Annotated in this window: 16 protein-coding genes; 12 read left to right on the forward strand and 4 right to left on the reverse strand. The window is 39.1% G+C overall.

The annotated features are described in order from the left end of the window. The 3 genes from purH to purD all read left to right on the forward strand — a co-directional run bounded on the left by purH (position 1) and on the right by purD (position 3,359). Complete coding sequence (gene purH, locus EDD58_RS13370; protein WP_243648752.1) at positions 1-1,533, forward strand: bifunctional phosphoribosylaminoimidazolecarboxamide formyltransferase/IMP cyclohydrolase; 1,533 nt, start codon at positions 1-3, stop codon at positions 1,531-1,533. A gap of 200 nt (positions 1,534-1,733) precedes the next feature. After that, positions 1,734-2,009, forward strand: coding sequence for a hypothetical protein (locus EDD58_RS13375; protein WP_131926383.1), 276 nt, complete (start codon positions 1,734-1,736; stop codon positions 2,007-2,009). A 72-nt stretch (positions 2,010-2,081) separates the two neighbouring features. Beyond that, complete coding sequence (gene purD / locus EDD58_RS13380; RefSeq protein WP_131926385.1) at positions 2,082-3,359, forward strand: phosphoribosylamine--glycine ligase; 1,278 nt, start codon at positions 2,082-2,084, stop codon at positions 3,357-3,359. A 189-nt stretch (positions 3,360-3,548) separates the two neighbouring features. On the opposite strand, the gene EDD58_RS13385 is transcribed toward purD, so the two are convergent. Beyond that, positions 3,549-3,761 (reverse strand): hypothetical protein, encoded by a 213-nt coding sequence (locus EDD58_RS13385; protein ID WP_131926387.1) that lies wholly within the window; start codon positions 3,759-3,761, stop codon positions 3,549-3,551. Positions 3,762-4,085: 324 nt separating this feature from the next. Here EDD58_RS13385 and EDD58_RS13390 point away from each other — a divergent pair, with 324 nt between their 5' ends. Then, positions 4,086-4,643: an RNA 2'-phosphotransferase gene (locus EDD58_RS13390; protein WP_243648745.1), complete on the forward strand. Its 558-nt coding sequence runs from the start codon at positions 4,086-4,088 to the stop codon at positions 4,641-4,643. Positions 4,644-4,929: 286 nt separating this feature from the next. Here EDD58_RS13390 and EDD58_RS13395 read toward each other — a convergent pair whose 3' ends face one another. Next, entirely contained in the window at positions 4,930-5,184 is a 255-nt protein-coding gene (locus tag EDD58_RS13395; protein ID WP_131926391.1) for a YgaP family membrane protein, read from the reverse strand. Positions 5,185-5,294: 110 nt separating this feature from the next. Here EDD58_RS13395 and EDD58_RS13400 point away from each other — a divergent pair, with 110 nt between their 5' ends. The 4 genes from EDD58_RS13400 to EDD58_RS14960 all read left to right on the forward strand — a co-directional run bounded on the left by EDD58_RS13400 (position 5,295) and on the right by EDD58_RS14960 (position 10,090). Beyond that, positions 5,295-7,067 (forward strand): adenine deaminase C-terminal domain-containing protein, encoded by a 1,773-nt coding sequence (locus EDD58_RS13400; RefSeq protein ID WP_131926393.1) that lies wholly within the window; start codon positions 5,295-5,297, stop codon positions 7,065-7,067. A gap of 608 nt (positions 7,068-7,675) precedes the next feature. Further along, positions 7,676-9,022 (forward strand): O-antigen ligase family protein, encoded by a 1,347-nt coding sequence (locus EDD58_RS13405; RefSeq protein ID WP_131926396.1) that lies wholly within the window; start codon positions 7,676-7,678, stop codon positions 9,020-9,022. A 90-nt stretch (positions 9,023-9,112) separates the two neighbouring features. Further along, complete coding sequence (locus EDD58_RS13410; protein WP_243648746.1) at positions 9,113-9,781, forward strand: 3D domain-containing protein; 669 nt, start codon at positions 9,113-9,115, stop codon at positions 9,779-9,781. 159 nt (positions 9,782-9,940) lie between these two features. Then, positions 9,941-10,090, forward strand: coding sequence for a hypothetical protein (locus tag EDD58_RS14960; RefSeq protein ID WP_165875977.1), 150 nt, complete (start codon positions 9,941-9,943; stop codon positions 10,088-10,090). Between the two features lie 59 nt (positions 10,091-10,149). Here EDD58_RS14960 and EDD58_RS13415 read toward each other — a convergent pair whose 3' ends face one another. Together EDD58_RS13415 and EDD58_RS13420 are read right to left on the reverse strand one after the other, a co-directional pair. Continuing rightward, positions 10,150-11,016 carry a mechanosensitive ion channel family protein gene (locus EDD58_RS13415; protein ID WP_131926398.1) on the reverse strand — a complete coding sequence of 289 codons (867 nt, stop codon included), beginning with the start codon at positions 11,014-11,016 and terminating at the stop codon, positions 10,150-10,152. Positions 11,017-11,133: 117 nt separating this feature from the next. After that, positions 11,134-12,111, reverse strand: a complete 978-nt coding sequence (locus tag EDD58_RS13420) for a metal-dependent hydrolase (protein WP_131926400.1) — start codon at positions 12,109-12,111, stop codon at positions 11,134-11,136. A gap of 150 nt (positions 12,112-12,261) precedes the next feature. On the opposite strand from EDD58_RS13420, the gene EDD58_RS13425 reads away from it, so the two are divergent. From EDD58_RS13425 to EDD58_RS13440, 4 genes are all read left to right on the forward strand, one after another. After that, positions 12,262-12,576: a hypothetical protein gene (locus EDD58_RS13425; protein WP_131926402.1), complete on the forward strand. Its 315-nt coding sequence runs from the start codon at positions 12,262-12,264 to the stop codon at positions 12,574-12,576. 15 nt (positions 12,577-12,591) lie between these two features. Next, the gene (locus EDD58_RS13430; RefSeq protein ID WP_131926404.1) at positions 12,592-13,803 is read left to right on the forward strand and encodes a WD40 repeat domain-containing protein; all 1,212 of its coding nucleotides are present in this window, start codon (positions 12,592-12,594) and stop codon (positions 13,801-13,803) included. A 37-nt stretch (positions 13,804-13,840) separates the two neighbouring features. Next, entirely contained in the window at positions 13,841-14,941 is a 1,101-nt protein-coding gene (gene mutY / locus EDD58_RS13435) for an A/G-specific adenine glycosylase (protein WP_243648747.1), read from the forward strand. A gap of 202 nt (positions 14,942-15,143) precedes the next feature. Beyond that, positions 15,144-16,952: a VanW family protein gene (locus EDD58_RS13440; RefSeq protein ID WP_131926406.1), complete on the forward strand. Its 1,809-nt coding sequence runs from the start codon at positions 15,144-15,146 to the stop codon at positions 16,950-16,952. Positions 16,953-16,981: the final 29 nt, after the last annotated feature.

Raw genomic sequence — 16,981 nt, forward strand, 5'->3', positions numbered from 1 at the left:
ATTCGCCGCGCTCTCATCAGCGTTTCAGATAAAACAGGCATTGTTGAATTTGCTAAAGAATTAACTCGTTTAGGTGTAGAAATTATTTCAACTGGTGGAACTTATCGTACTCTCCTCGAATCTGAAGTTCCTGTGACAGCTATTTCAGAAGTGACCCAATTTCCAGAAATCCTTGAAGGTCGTGTGAAAACATTACATCCAATGGTTCATGGAGGATTACTCGCTTTACGTGATCGCCCCTCGCACCAAGCACAATTAGAAGAGCACCAGATCCAACCGATCGATCTAGTAGCTGTCAATTTATATCCATTCCAACAAACGATTTCAAAAGAAGATGTCACTATGGAAGAAGCTATTGAAAATATTGATATCGGTGGTCCATCCATGGTACGCTCTGCTGCGAAAAATCATCGTGATGTTACGGTAATTGTTGATCCTGTGGATTATGACAAAGTATTAGCAGAAATTAGCGAGACTGGAGAAACGAACGAGAAGACACGTCAGCAGTTGGCGGCTAAAGCATTTGGTCACACAGCAGCCTATGATTCGATTATCGCTGGATATCTCAATCAACAGCTCGGAGATCAGTTCCCTGAACAACTGACAGTTACTTACCGGAAACAACAAGGGTTACGATATGGGGAAAACCCTCACCAACAAGCTTCCTTTTATCGTGAACCGATGGCGTCAAGTGGACTCATTGCCACAGCTGAACAGTTACATGGAAAAGAACTATCCTATAATAATATTCAAGATGCCAATGCAGCGATTGAACTGGTTAACGAATTTTCCGATCCTGCAGTAGTGGCTGTTAAACATATGAATCCGTGTGGTGTTGGAATAGGCCCCACAGTGGATGAAGCTTATCAAAAGGCGTATGAGGCAGATCCAGTTTCGATTTTTGGGGGCATTATCGCTAGTAATCGACCCATCAATGCAACAGTTGCTACCAAAATGAAGGAAATCTTCTTGGAGATTATTATTGCTCCTTATTTTGAAAAAGAGGCTTTAGAGATCTTAAAGACGAAGAAAAATTTACGTCTGATTGAGTTGGGACTCGACTTGGCGAAGCCACCATCTGTAAAATTAACTAGTGTGGGTGGTGGACTTTTAATTCAAGAAACTGACACTGCCACCGTGAGTCAAGAAGATTGTGAAGTGGTTACCGAACGGACACCTAGTGAAGAAGAGTGGAAACAACTCCTCTTTGCTTGGAGAGTAGTGAAACACGTCAAGTCAAATGCGATTGTCTTAGCGAAAGGCTCACGTACACTTGGAGTAGGAGCTGGACAAATGAATCGGGTTGGCTCTGCGGCGATCGCCATCCAACAGGCGGGATCTGAATCTGTAGGTTCTGTGATGGCAAGTGATGCATTTTTCCCTATGCCAGACACGGTGGAGAACGCAGCCAAAGCGGGAATTACTGCGATCATTCAGCCGGGTGGTTCCATTCGTGATGAGGATTCGATTCAAGAAGCCAATAAACATGGAATTGCGATGGTATTTACTGGCGTTCGCCATTTTAAACATTAATTTTATAGATTTTATCCCCATCCTTTGTATTAGGACAAAGCGTCCCCAAAACAAAGGATGGCTCCTTTTTATCTGCGGAAATTAGGTGCTTAGCCCTAAAAATGCTCTATGGATCACTTTCAATCAGTTGTAGACATGCTTCGTATCGAAAAGGGGTTCCTTTGCGTATACTATGAAAAAATGCAAAGGGGGAAGCCCTCGTGCGTCTACTTACTTGGGCGATCTTTTGGATTGCTAGTGTTATATTAGTAACAGGTGTCATTTCCTTTATTTCTTCTAGCTTTGACTGGACATTATGGCAAACTCAACTGCGAATGGCTGCAGGACTCTTTTTCTTGATCTCTTTGGTTGTGGGTGGAGTGTTAACTACTGATGCAGCATATCGAAAACGCTCACGAGCTTTTTATCGAGAAGAATGGTCGTTTATTTGTATTATTGTCACTATCAGTCTATTTGGTATAAGTTTATTCATGTAGGATTCGCCCAGTAAAGGTATGGGCGATGTTTATGTGTAAAAAGAGACAAGCATTGGGGGAGGGGATGTTTTTTTGCGTATTTTAGTAGTAGGTAGCGGAGGTCGTGAACATGCGATCATCTGGAAGTTGTCACAAAGTAAGAAGGTTTCAACCATTTTTTGTGCTCCAGGGAATGGAGGGATTAGGCAATTAGCCACTTGTGTCCCTATAGAGGCTACGGATCTAGAAGGTTTAGTTTCTTTTGCTAAAGAAAAAAAGATCGACTTGACTGTTGTCGGACCTGAAATCCCATTATTAGAAGGGATTGTCGATCGTTTTCAACAAGAAGGTTTGGCCATCTTCGGACCCTGTAAAAAAGCTGCTCAAATTGAAGGAAGTAAACGATTTGCTAAGGAAATGATGAAAAAGTACAAGATTCCTACAGCAAAGTTTCGCTCTTTTACCAATCCTGACAAGGCCAAATCCTATATTAATAAACAAGGAGCTCCCATCGTCATCAAAGCAGATGGACTAGCAGCAGGAAAAGGGGTTGTCGTTGCTGGAACCATCGAGGAAGCCGAAGAGGCGATTTCAGATGCCATGGAAAAGCAGGTTTTTGGTGATGCAGGAAATACAGTTGTTATTGAAGAGTTTCTCCAAGGTCAAGAAATTTCACTCATGGCTTTTGTAGATGGTTCCACGTATAAGCCGATGGTCGTTGCCCAGGATCATAAACCTGCATTTGATGGGGATGAAGGTCCAAATACGGGTGGAATGGGTACTTATTCGCCTGTCCCACAAATTCCAGAGGCTGTAGTTCATGAGGCGATTCAAACGATTCTCGAGCCAATGATTCATGCTTTTCAACAAGAAAAGATTCATTATCAGGGGATTTTATATGTTGGGTTAATGGTTACCTCAGACGGACCTAAAGTAATCGAGTTTAATGCTCGTTTTGGTGATCCGGAAACCCAAGTTGTTTTACCAAGACTTCAAACAGATTTATTGGAGATCTTGCTAGCAGTCACAGAAGGACGACTTGATGAACAAGAGGTACATTGGGTTGAAGAAGCAGCTGTCTGCGTGGTGATGGCCTCAGGAGGATATCCAGGGGCATATGAATCAGGATATATCATCTCTGGTTTGCCTCGTAAAAGAAAAGATAGTGTTTGTTTCCATGCAGGAACAAAGAAAGAGGGAAGCAATATTTTAACAGCAGGTGGGCGTGTCTTAGCGGTGACTGGATTAGGTCAGGATCTGATGGAAGCACGAGAGAAAGCTTATCAGCTAGTTAAACAAATTCATTTTAGTCATGTCTACTATCGTACAGATATAGGTCTTAAGGCACTGACGACGGTTGATGAAAGTTAGTCTTGAATTTAAAAATCATATGAAATTTATGATCTTAAAAACTATAAATACAAAGGTTTACTAACATTAGGTTTAAATTATATTTCTGCAATTTTTATTAGAAACATACTGAAAAGACAAACAGAAGTAACCATTATTGGTTACTTCTGTTTGTATAAAGGAAACGAAGGTGATCCCTATGTTCATGTGTTAGCCGATTTTTGTGGTTTCTTTTTCGCCTTGAATACTAATCCCGTTGACTGGAATCTTAAACCACCATCCACCTTGTGTCTTTTTCACTGGTTGATACCCAGCTTTTTTCAAAGAACGAGCGACTGTCCAACTGGCCGTATAAACGGTGGCGAGGTTGGTGGACTCATCAAACTGGATCACTGTTTCTTTTTCCATTTCGCTGAGCGACATTATTCTCACACTCCCAAACCGGTTTGGATTTTAAAAACCGATCATATGTTCTTGCTTGTAATCTTATTTTACACCACGTTGCCCTCAGTTTGCCACCTTCGATCTCTTAAAAATCAATGTACCCTTTTTTTCGACGGAAAGTTACAAGATGCCTTCTTTTTTTAAAATAAAAATTGACAAATTTTTTGACAAAACATTATCAAGATTCGATTTTTGTCGAAATTATATGTTAAACTGGTATGTGCTGAGGGCATCTGTCTTCAAGATTAACCCATTTTTTGAGTTGAAGGTTATTTAACAGCATGAAAAAGGTGGATCTTTATGGTGAGCAAAAGACATACCAGAGTGAGTAAATTCCTAAGTCTTATATTGAGACATCAACCCGAATTGGTCAACCTTTCTTTAGATGAAGCAGGTTGGGTTAATGTATCCCAGCTATTAGAAGGGTGTAGAAAAGCTGGGGTTAAAATCACACTTGAAGAGCTTAAAGAGATTGTTAGAACGAATGATAAACGTCGTTTTTCGTTTACACGGGACTTTAAATATATTCGTGCCAATCAAGGTCATTCTGTTGAGGTACAATTGGGTCTCCAGCCAACATCCCCTCCTATTACCTTGTTTCACGGAACGGCTAAGCATTTTCTCCCATCGATTTTTAAAGAAGGTCTACTGAAGAAAAAGCGACATCATGTTCACTTATCAGACCGGAGGAGTGCAGCAGTTGAGGTAGGAAAACGTCATGGATTTCCTATTGTGTTACAAATTGATGCTGGGAAAATGGAGCGAGAGGGAGTTGATTTTTATCGAACAGAGAATGGAGTATGGTTGGTAGATCATGTGCCACCCAAATATATCTGCTTTCCAACCGATCTAACTGAGTAAGTAGAGAGTAAAAAAACCATTTACTTCTGAATATACCATGTCAATCTTAATCAATAGAATAGGAATTGTGAACCAGACTTGTATTTTGTTCACATAACAGACATAATACTCAGAAAAATGTTTTTGTACATCTACCCCCTCAACTCATCTTGGAAACTATTATACAAAAAAGTCTGAATATAGACAAGGGATTTTCTTTTCTTTTTTCATAATACCTAAAATAAGTTCTCCCCTTAGAAAAGGGGAGCGAAAAATAAGGGTAAAAAGGACTTATTTAACTTGAAAACTATTGATCTTGAGAGAACATGGAGTCCAACGAGAGAGAAGGATTTGAATGATCCGTTTGCTTGGAAAGTGTTGATTTGCCAAATAAGGCAAGCATAGGACAATATCTTGTAATCCCTTCAGCCACTTTCATTGCTGACATCATGGCGAATAGAAAAGGGAATCCTCTTCTAGATCGGGAAGCACTCCAAGCTAACCCCACTAACCCACAACTGATGCGAATGATCGCGTCAATAGTACCTACATTTTTTTTCACTGATTTCAACTCCTTTCCGGCTCCGCAAAATTATTATTTGCTGATCAGGAGGGCTTATTCAAAGGAAAAAGGGAAAGTTATTGAAATAACTGGCGATTGGAGGGAGATTTTTGCGAATCACTTGCACCCAAACAGAAAAAAAATATTTGATGGATGTCGTAATGGGCAGAGATGTACCAACAGTATTGATCCGGGGTGGACAGATTCTAAATGTGTATACAGGACGGGTGGAACAAAAGGATCTAGTTCTTGCTGGAAGATGGATCGCATATGTAGGTGATTATACAAAGAGTGGTTGTATTTTCAATGAAAATACGAAGATTATTGATCTTGATGGACAAGTAGTTGTACCTGGTTATATTGAACCTCATGCTCATCCTTTTCAGTTATATCATCCACTTAGCTTAGCTGAAAAAGTGTGTGCCCATGGAACAACTACTTTGATTAATGATAATTTAGTTTTCTTTAGTCAACTTGAAGTGAATGAGTTCATTGCATTGATTGAGGAAATTGATAAGCGTTCTCCTGTTAAACAATTTTGGTGGGCAAGACTTGATGCCCAAACACATCTTTCCACCAAACAAAAACATTTATTTGCGAAAGAACGGGTTCAACCTTTAATCGATCATGAGCTAGTTTTACAAAGTGGTGAATTAACTGATTGGATGCCACTATTGTTGGAAGATGAAAAAATGCATGGTTGGATGAGTCAGACTGAACAAAATAGAAAAAGGATCGAAGGGCATGCTCCAGGAGCCTCTTTTCTAACATTATCTCGATTAGCAGCTGCGGGAGTGACAGGAGATCACGAAAGTATCTCTTTTAAAGAAGTATGGCAACGTCTCGAGTTAGGATATATGGTCACACTTCGACATAGTTCGATCAGACCCGACCTTCCTGTGTTGATGGAGCAATTAAGTAAAGAAAAAGATGTACCTTGGCACCGGCTTATGATGACGACGGATGGGGCAACTCCACCTTATTTAAAAAAGGGTTTTAGTGATTATCTGATTCGTACAGCGATTCAGCATGGATGCCCACCGATTCAAGCTTATCAAATGGTGACTCTTTTTCCTGCGATTTATTACCAATTGGATTCGCAATTAGGAGGAATTGCTCCCGGAAAATTGGCTGATTTCAATATTTTATCTTCTCTTGATGAACCAACTCCGCTTCAAGTCTATGTAGAAGGTGAAAGGTTAGCCGAGAATCAGAAGGTACTCCATTCATTTTTCGAAATGGATTGGAAGTCATATTCAAAGTTAAAGTGGAAGATGAATGTCAAAATCAAGCCTACTGCTTTACAAATTCCTCAAAAGGAACGCCAATCATTTCCAGTAATGAACTTGCAAAATCCTGTGATTACAAAAATGACGATCGAAGAGTTACCATTGGTGGATGGAAATGTACACTGGGATGATGATGATGATCGATGTTACACTTTTTTAATCGACCGAAAAGGGAAGTGGATGACACCTGGTGTAATACGAGGTTTTGGCAAAGGGATTGATGGAATCGCTTCCAGTTACACTAGTTCCAATGATTTATTATTAATCGGGCGAGATGTGCATGCAATGGCTCAAGCCGCCAATCAAGTGATAAAACAAAAGGGTGGAGTGGTTTGGGTTCAAAATAACCAAATCATCCACCAAATCCAATTACCGATCGCTGGTTCGATGAGTCCACATTCAGTTGATCAGTTGATTGCCGAATTAGATCCACTGATTGAAAATCTTCATCAGTTTGGACATCCGTTTGATGATCCCATTTACACTTTCTTATTTCTTTCATCGACTCATCTTCCACAACTCCGCCTAACTTCTGATGGATTAATGAGAGTTAAAGATAAAAAAGTGTTGGTTTCTTCATATCCGTTACCTTAATAAATCATCTGGTTACTAATCTTGTTTATATGGAGTGATTAGAAAATCTGCTGTGTAACCAATCACAGCAGATTTTTTCTGATCGAATAGTGAAGAAACGGGGATACAGGAAACATTATATAAAAGATGGAAAAAATACAAATAAGAAGAATGTGTTGAAACCAAAAGTAATCTTACTACGTTATGATATTTAAGGATATCTGTGTGATCTCATTCCATTGATACTTAAACGTTCTGTAAGCAAAATGAATTTCAAAAGCAATAGGAATCACCAGAAAAAGAAAGGGTGAAAAAGGTATAACAAAGGTAACCAGTTGATTAAAATAAGAAGAGTTTGTTGTTGAATTCGACTAGAGCAAACCCACTTGAATCAATTGACTAAAATACTCATAGAACCAATGAAGGATGAGTTCTGAATTTTTTGCTGTTGTTTGATGAACAGAGTTTAAGTTGAAATACCAAAGATAAATGGGTAAAATTGATACCCATAGTTGGCTGTGTTCGAATGTCTAGGCTTTGTTCGAGTAATCCTTGCTCTTCAGTAACGAGATCGCTATAATACAATAGGCGCTTTTCCTCATCTTTATAAAAAAAGGGAGTTCATTCTCTTGAAACCGGATATAAACAGAAAATTTGTCATGGGGTTAACCCAATTTTTATACTTATCCATTTTACTCTCACCCTTTGCTCCTCCAGTTGCCCTATTGGTGATTGGAGTTGCAACGATTTTACTATACAAGCAGAAGTGGAATTTTCTTGGTTGGCCAGAGGGGATTTTTTTGGGCTTTATGATTCTTTCTTTCGTGAGTTGGTTGTTTAACCCCTCTTGGTTCTACTGGATTCCGATTGGCATCATTCCAATTGCATTATTCGGAGCTTATTTCTTACTTACTTTATGGATTCGAGATATTGTGAAATGGACTTGGCAAGATGTTGAAAAAATGTATATTCACTTTTGGTTAGGAGGACTATATGTTGCTGCCATTGTGATTATTCAACAAGTGGATTGGGCTGTTTTAGATTCCTCATGGTTAGGTAACATATTAAAATTTTATAATGAGTTTCGTTGGCAATCAGAGCATTCAGTCAGAAGTGTAGGTACTGCTGGTAACTCCAACTTAGCAGCTGCGATGCTCATCTGTTTTACCTTGATGAGTATCTATGCTTCATCAGTTTTGCAAAAGAACTGGCAAAAGTTAGTTTCGTTTGGTGCTTTACTCCTTTTTTGCATCGCTATTTGGTGTACAGGATCACGTGGTGCTTGGGTTGGCTTAGTGCTCGGCTTAATTGTTCAAGTCTGGATGACAGGACATCGGAAGCGAACTGTAGCATTGACACTTTTTTTGATCATACTTGTATCTATCTATCCACAAGTAATCCCACGAAAAGATTCCCTGATTAGTACAGCTGAGGTTCGTTTTAGTGTTTGGTCAAATGCTTTTAAGGTTTTCCAAGATTATTGGCTCTTTGGAACGCTTCCTCTTCATTTCGGTCAAGTATTCTCAGAAAAAGCTGGGTTTTATGTTTACCATGCCCATAATGTAATTCTTGGGGTTGCATCTGAATTTGGAGTGATTGGATTAGCTTTATTCACATCATTAATTTTTACTACCTTGCGTCGTGCTAGACGGTGGAGAAAAAATGCAAATTCCAAAGAAGAAAAAAGACTTGCAGGTATGTTAATCTCTCAGGTTATTGCACTTTTGGGACATGGAATGTATGATTATCCGATCATTGCCCCACAAGTTGGCTTAATGTTTTTCTTAAGCGTTATCATTATTCATACTCAATATGAGCGTCGTTGTTTGAATCGACCCGAATGGAGCAGTCCAGACACTGAGCTGAATCCAAGATCACTTGCTTTGTCAAGGGCATCAGCCATCTTCCTTTACACCCGAAACCAATTGCGCAGTGTTTTTAATCACTGGATTGGAGCAGTGAAAAAAAGAGCCTAATCATGTGTTTGATTAGGCTCTTTTTTTGTATAAAATATCATTTTTCTGACAATGCTGTTACCATCTAGTTTTAACAAAGAGGTGGTAATGATGGGGAGTAGAAATTTACTTTTGCTTAGCTGTTTATCCATGTTAGTCATGGCTCTTGTCTTCTATCAGGGAAATGATTATCTCGTACCAGTAGACGCTAAAGAAAAAGAGTCGATCTCGATTACTGTCAAAAAAGGGGATACTCTGTACCGATTAGCTCGGACTTATGGAACGACCGTTGAGCAGTTGGCTAGAGAAAATAAGATTAAAGATCCAACTCGTATTCAAGTAGGGCAGGTTCTTTATCTATCCGGGACTAAGTTGAAACCATCATCCGAACAAAGACAGAAACAACCTAATACCCTTCAACAGAAAGATTCTGTTCCAGTTAGTTCTAGCATACCTACGCTTTCACGGGGACGGATGTTAGGCAATTTTACCTTAACCGCTTATACGGCTGGGCCTGAATCTACAGGAAAAAAACCAGGTGATCCTGCGTATGGAGTAACCTCAAGTGGTGCATTAGTTAGCGAAGGAGTAACAATCGCTGTTGACCCAAAGGTGATCCCAATCGGTTCACGCGTTTATATCGAGGGGATTGGTTATCGAGTGGCTCAAGATACAGGTTCAGCGATCAAAGGAAATCGTATTGATTTATATGTAAATGACCTTAAAGATGCACGCCAATTTGGGGTGAAAAAAGATGTACGTGTGGAAATAGTAGAATAAATGATGGGCTCATCACCTAGTGCTCCTCTGAGTACTAGGTTTTTTTATGAGAGTTACCGATGGATAACTGTTCAATTATCTTGGGATGAGTTAAGTTCTAGGAGAAAAATATGGTATGATCTAAAGAGTACTTGATCGGAGATTGAAGGAGGGTGTCCATTGGCTAAAAAGAAAGTCAAGATTAAGCGTGTCGCTGAGGTTGATGCAAATGGTGTTTTGATGCGTGATATGAAGCAGACAGCCATTTGGATTACGGTGGCTATCGTTGTCACAGGGATTTTAGCCGTTGCTCAAAAAAACCTGTTTTAAGATCGTGAGAGATAAAGATCAGAAAGAAAAAAGCAGGTGGACATTATCCAGCCTGCCTTTTATCCTTTTGCAGAAGAGATTGTTTCTTTTTCTTGAAGTACCTCATCTAGTTGTATGGGATTATAAATAACACTTCGTGGATAAGCAATTTGGATCCCATAACGATGGAGAATTAAAACCGAAATCTTTCTCATTTCTCGTTCAAGAGACCAATACTGCTCAGGATCACATAGAGCAGTGATCGTAAATTGAATTCCGGTTTGATCCATGTTGGTAACACCCATGATTTCGGGTTCATCCACAAGAATTGATCCATACTTTTCATTGACATCCTCGACAATTTCCTCTAATGCTTTGTTTACAATCTCGAGATCCGCTTCATATGGAACGGTAATGGGGATAATCGCACGCATTTTTTCTCGGTTATAGTTAGTGACTTGGGATATATTCCCATTAGCGATATAATGAAGGCGTTGGTTAAATTCCCTGACTTTTGTGATTCGTAATCCCACTTCTTCAACGGTTCCTTTGATCTTTCCGTTGATTTGTACAAAGTCTCCTACTTCTAATTGACCTTCAAAAATTAAGAAGAAGCCAGTAATAATATCTTTCACTAGGTTTTGGGCTCCAAAGCCAATCGCTAAACCCAAAATTCCAGCACCAGCCAACACTGGCAGTGGGTCAAAACCTAGGTTGATCATAATGGTTAAGAGAGAAATAAAGTAGATGGCGTATCTTGAAACTGATTTGATCAACTTTTGTAACGTTTGTGCTTTTTTACTTTCGATTCGACTGAGTGAAAAAATCTGATCAATAATTTTGTCAATAAATCGAAGCGCCAGTAAGGTTAAAACAATGATTATCAATAATTCTCCAAGAGGAATGAGCAAAAAATCAATGGGGTTGTCGATCATCTTGGAAACCATTGATTTTGTTTCTCCTGTGATTTCGCCTACTGAAATTGATGAATTTGAAGGTACTGTTTGGGTCAGATCCGAAAACAAATGGGGTTACACCTCCAGAGTAATTGTTTGGCACAACCCTTATGATACCAAATTTCGTATTTTCTTTTCCAATTGACCTTCATTCATCCATCCCACAAAAGAATGGAAAGGTTTATATTCTTTATCGATAAGAGCTACAGCAACAAAGGGAAAGTGTTTCTTATAGTGATAGCGAACATCTAGCCAACGAACTTCGAAACCATAAGAACGTTGATACACTTGTGGATAGCCATAAGATGTAAATGAAAGAAACGCGTCGATAGGATCAGTTTGTTTAGACGAAATGACAGCAGGATGATGAATATTCTCTGTCGTTAATTGACCTGTCCAAGTTAGCTTTTTATTAACGAGTGTGCCCATCTTAACAAATTGGTGATGCTCCACAATCACATTCCAAACGTTCCAACGGATGGTCGGTGTAACAGTCACTTTTCCCATCGGCTCTATTTGTAGTTGAATCCATTGAACCAATCGGTAATGAACCCAAGTCCGCCATAGAACATAAACAATGATCAGGCCGTAGATCAGGGCGAAGATCGAACCTGGATCTAAAGGTGTAATCCACCATGCCATAAAACCGATGACATGAATAGTAAAAATAAATGGATCAAATATATTGATGATGTTCCATGAAATCCAGCGATAAGATAAGGGACGAATCGCTTGAGTCCCGTACGTATTAAAACAGTCGATAAAAATATGGATCAAAACAGCCAATTGAGTCCATATCCACAAATGAGTCCATGAAGAATTTGGGAATATAAAAGAGAGCAATAAGGTTAATAAAACTGGCCATAGAAGAAGCATAGGAAGAGAGTGGCTCCAACCACGATGATTTCGTATATAGGTAGCATTTCCTTTGAAGCGATAAATGGTATCGATATCAGGCATTTGAGATCCAATGATCGTACCAAGTAAAACAGCTTGAGAAGTATCAGCGTGATTGACTACAGATGGATCGATATGAGCCAATCCAAAAAGTCCAACTCCCATCACAAAGTGTGTACCTGTGTCCATGTCTCTCCACCTTTTTTAGAAGCTAGGTCTTTTTACTGTCTTTTAAAATTAATTCTTGATCAAAGATTGATGAATCTTCATCTTTTCATCTTACTAGTATTTATCACTATTTGTTAAGATAACAGTATAGAAATAAGGAGTTGAGTGGTTATGAAAGAGAAATCATTTACTATTTTTATTGAATATCGAATCAAGGAAGATATGTGGCTTTCTTTTGTTGAGATCATTCCTGAGATTCAACATGAAACTGCCAAACTTTCTTCTGTTACTTCACATGAATTTCTAACTGGATCAGAGCAACCTTTCCGAGTTGTTGAAGAAGTTCGATTGACAGATTGGGAGATTTATCAGCAACTTCGTCCGTTTCGTACAGATGGAGAACATCCTCTTTTTTCTAAATGGCATTCAATGATTCAGGGTGGAAAAGAGAAAATTCATATCTGGGCTTTTGAACCCATCTTATAGAAGGAAGTCACATACATGAAGGTTCATAGGCATACACGAATCGGATTCATATGTCTAACTCTTATTGGAATCCTTTATGGAGGACTTTGGTGGAGTCAGAATCAATATTATTCCCATCCTTCCCACAGAAAACCACTCCAATTCGATCAATTCGAACCCTTAGTGGAATATGATCACTCAGTTTACTTCCTAGCTCAACGTGGACAAATTTCTTCGTTATGGAGATTTCAAAAACAGACAGGTGAGCTAAAGCAAGTAAGGGTGATTTCGAGAACTGACCCATCTAAAATCAAAGCACAGGCGATCGCTTCTCTTTTTAAGAATATCATTCCTGACTATGAGAACAAAGAGAACAAAGAGTTTCAAGTCCTCGCTTTATCCCCAAGCGGAAGCTCTTTTGTCATGTTAGACTCCACCTTTGAAACCATCATATTACATAATAAAGATGATGATCGGTCTTTAATGCTTCCACCTCTTTCCCACTTTCATGATGAACTTCTGTTACGAGACGGGATTGTGTGGTCAAAAGATGAGGATTATCTCCTTTTATGGGATCAGATGATTATTCAGCGGTCTAACGGACAGATTAAAGGTTTATTACAAGGGAAATGGGGGAGTTGGTCACCTACTTCCAATCAGCTTCTATTTGTTGATCAGAAGGGGGATCTCCGCTTACGAGATATAGAGTCAGGAGTAGAGAAAGTTGTATATACGGTAGACGAACAAGAGAAGATTTGGTCACCTCCTGTTTGGGACCCATCAGGACGATATTTTGCATTTGCCACAGGACGTTATAAAGATGGAAATATGAAAGTTGAACGAGTTCATGTGATGGACTTACAACTGTTTCATTATGTAGAAAATGAACGAAACTCACTACCCACTCATCTAACAAATATAGAGTTAAGCCTAGATGGGGCATTTCTACATTATATTGCCGATGGAATGATTAGGATCGTTTATTTACCCAGTCAAGAGTTACGTGTATACGATGGTTATATGCAAGAGAAAGAGAATAAGTTCCCTACCTTTGGATTTGATTCAAATGGGATCTGGTTAGCGTCAGCGAAAGACTTTCTATTCATAGGACCCTCTATGCAGGAAAAAACAATGATTCAATTTCCTGAGTCATTAGCAGGTTTTTATTTAAGTGATAATCGGCATCATCTTTTAGCTATTGAATTACTTGCCCATGGATATCGTGTTTCTGTGGTTCAACTACCATAACAGCTATACATCGACATCAAATAGGGGGCTTACATCCATGGAACCAATGAATAAGGCAAATAATCAAGTACTCTTGCCATCTGATCAGGTGGTAGAGGTCGTTCAACAAAATTTATTGGAATGGTATGGTGAAAATAAGCGCGATTTACCATGGAGAGAAAATAAGAACCCATATCGAATCTGGGTCTCTGAAATTATGTTGCAACAAACACGAGTAGATACTGTGATCCCATACTATGAAAGGTTCCTTAGTCGCTTTCCTACGATCGAATCGTTGGCAGCAGCGGCTGATGAGGATGTGATCAAAGCTTGGGAAGGTTTAGGATATTATTCCCGAGCCAGGAATCTTCATTCTGCTGTCAAAGAAGTCGTTGCTGAATATGGTGGTAAGGTTCCCGATAAAGTAGCTCAAATTTCCAAACTAAAAGGCGTAGGACCATACACGACTGGAGCTATATTAAGTATTGCCTATGATAAAAAAGTTCCTGCTGTAGATGGAAATGTGATGCGTGTCTTTTCCCGGCTTTTTACGATCGAGGATGATATTTCTCAGCAATCAACGAGAAAGAAGATGGAGAGGATTGCTGAGAAACTGATTCCCGAATCATCGCCAGGAGATTTTAATCAAGCTTTGATGGAGCTTGGGGCTATGGTTTGTACTCCGCAGTCTCCCAAATGTTTATTTTGTCCAGTTCAGTCTGTGTGCAAGGCTTATCAACAAGGAAGAGAATCAGAATTACCCCGAAAGAAAAAGGCAACTTCACCTAAGTCTGTAGATGTTATTTTTGTTTGGATTGTATCAGAAAATAAAGTTCTTATTGAAAAACGCCCTGAACAAGGACTTTTAGCTCATATGTGGTCACTGCCAACGATTGAACAGGCTAAAAAAGAAAATTATTTAGAAGTATTTAATGAATTCTGTGACACAAAAAACATTCAGCTTACGAATCTAATAATTAGGGGGAATCTCGATCATATTTTTAGCCATATTCATTGGAAGATTACACTAGTTCAAGCTGATTTAAAGAAATCTGTTTCCTTACCTGATGAGTGGGAGTGGATTGCTTTGAACCAGCTTCATACTAGGGCATTTCCTAACGTTTACCGAAAGGCACTTCAGCAACTAGTGTCTATATAGGATATGATCTCGTTAGGAGCTTTCTAAACTGTTTACTAGGTTTTAGGCTGTTGTTTGTATCGACAACGATGTTGTGATTTCTGATTAAAGGCATTAAGGCTATCTTTTTTGTTTCAAAAATGATGAACAGTTAGTTTGTAACAAGCTTAAAGCATATTGAACTAGTTTTATATGATTACTTTAGGCTAGAGGAGAGAGACGGTTGGAAGAAAACAAAAAGGTAGGGTCTGAGAGCGAGACTGATCAATCCAAAAAAGTGGAACAAAGTTCACAAGGGGAGAGCTCTGTATCTGCACACCAACCTGAAAAAAACAATTCACAGATTCAATCGAGTGAAAATTTTTTAGAGAAAGATCAACCTAAAGATGAGTTAGATTCTAAAACTGACTCTAAGACTCAAGAAAAGCCTGTTTCAGACGATCAATCCATTAACCAATCGTCTGAATCAACAGAGGAACAAAATGATCTACCTCCTTCAGATCATTCAAGTGTTGAAGAGCCTAAAATGTCTTTTTATTGGGGATCTTCGACCGAACAGAAAGAAACATCAAAGGAGTCTGATAAGTCAATCGATTCCTCCTCGGAAAAAAATAATGAGGAGCAGACTCATTTAACGATAGAAGAATCTAAACCGAGTCCAGTTACAGCACATGAACCAGTGAATGATACCAAAGAAGAGGTTAAGTCTTCTTCACCCAAAGATGATCGTGCCTTTAATACGATGGAATTCAGGGCGTTTGACCAATGGAAAACTGAAGAAGGAGCCCCATCTTCTACGAAGGAAAATCAAGAAGAGGTTAAGTCTTCTTCACCCAAAGATGATCGTGCCTTTAATACGATGGAATTTAGGGTGTTTGACCAATGGAAAACCGAAGAAGGAGCTCCATCTTCTACGAAGGAAAATCAAGAGTCAGAGTTGCCAAGTGATGCTCAGGCTCCAGCGAAAAGTCCTAAACAAGTTAAGATTCCAAAGCAAACGGATCAAGCAAAACCGAAGCATGATCCTAAACGAAAAAAGCTCATTGGTGGGATTGTTGCTGCTTCTCTATTTGTAGTGGGCTCGATTGTAGCTTATACATTGATTCCTTTTGGTGATGGAGCTCCAGCAGTCGCAGAAGCACCTACGCCACAACCCGCTAACTTACAGCTATTGTTAGATGATCAGAAATATGAATTGGATTTATATCAAGTAGGTTATAATGGTCAAGATCTAGCAACAGTAGACGAAATGAAACTGCGTACTTGGTTGGATGAAGTGAAGAAAAAAGTTGACCAACCCGCTGAAGATGCGAAGTTAAAATGGTTTGGAAAAGAAATCACACCAGAAAAATCAGGTCGTAAAATGGATGTTGAAGCCGTAGAGGCGTGGCTTTCTGATCTAAAACTACTTGTAAATAAACCACAGCAAATTCCAATGGTCCCGGAAGAACCATTGGTTACAGCAGAAGACCTTCGTCAGGTAGATCAAAAGCTAATGGGTAAGTATCGTACTACATTTGATGGAGGTAATACGAATCGAACCACTAACATTCGTTTATCGTCTAAAGCGATTGATAATCTAATTCTGATGCCAGGGGAAGAATTTTCATTTAATCGAGTAGTCGGAGAACGGACTACTGCACGTGGTTACAAATCAGCAGGTGTTATCGTCAAAGGTGAGTTTAGTGAAGGAATTGGTGGGGGGATTTGTCAGGTTTCTTCAACGCTATTTAATAGTGTGGATGATGCAGGTTTAAAAATTACCCGTGTTCAACACCATAGTGCTGAAGTAACTTATGTTCCACCAGGTCGGGATGCTACGGTCTCTTGGGGAGGACCAGACTTCCGTTTTAAAAACAATCTAAATAAACCTGTTTTAATTAAAGTAAATGTCGGTTCGAATGCTATGACGGTATCCACTTACACAGCCCCTAATGCTAAGAAATATAAAGTCAAAAAAGATGATCAGCCAGACTCTTTTGTAGCTAAGAAAGAATCAGATCAGAAAGAAACTTCTACTGATAAAAAATAAGAAACTTTTCGAACCTAGTATTCAGATTT

Source organism: Hazenella coriacea, from assembly GCF_004341825.1.
GTDB lineage: Bacteria > Bacillota > Bacilli > Thermoactinomycetales > Thermoactinomycetaceae > Hazenella > Hazenella coriacea.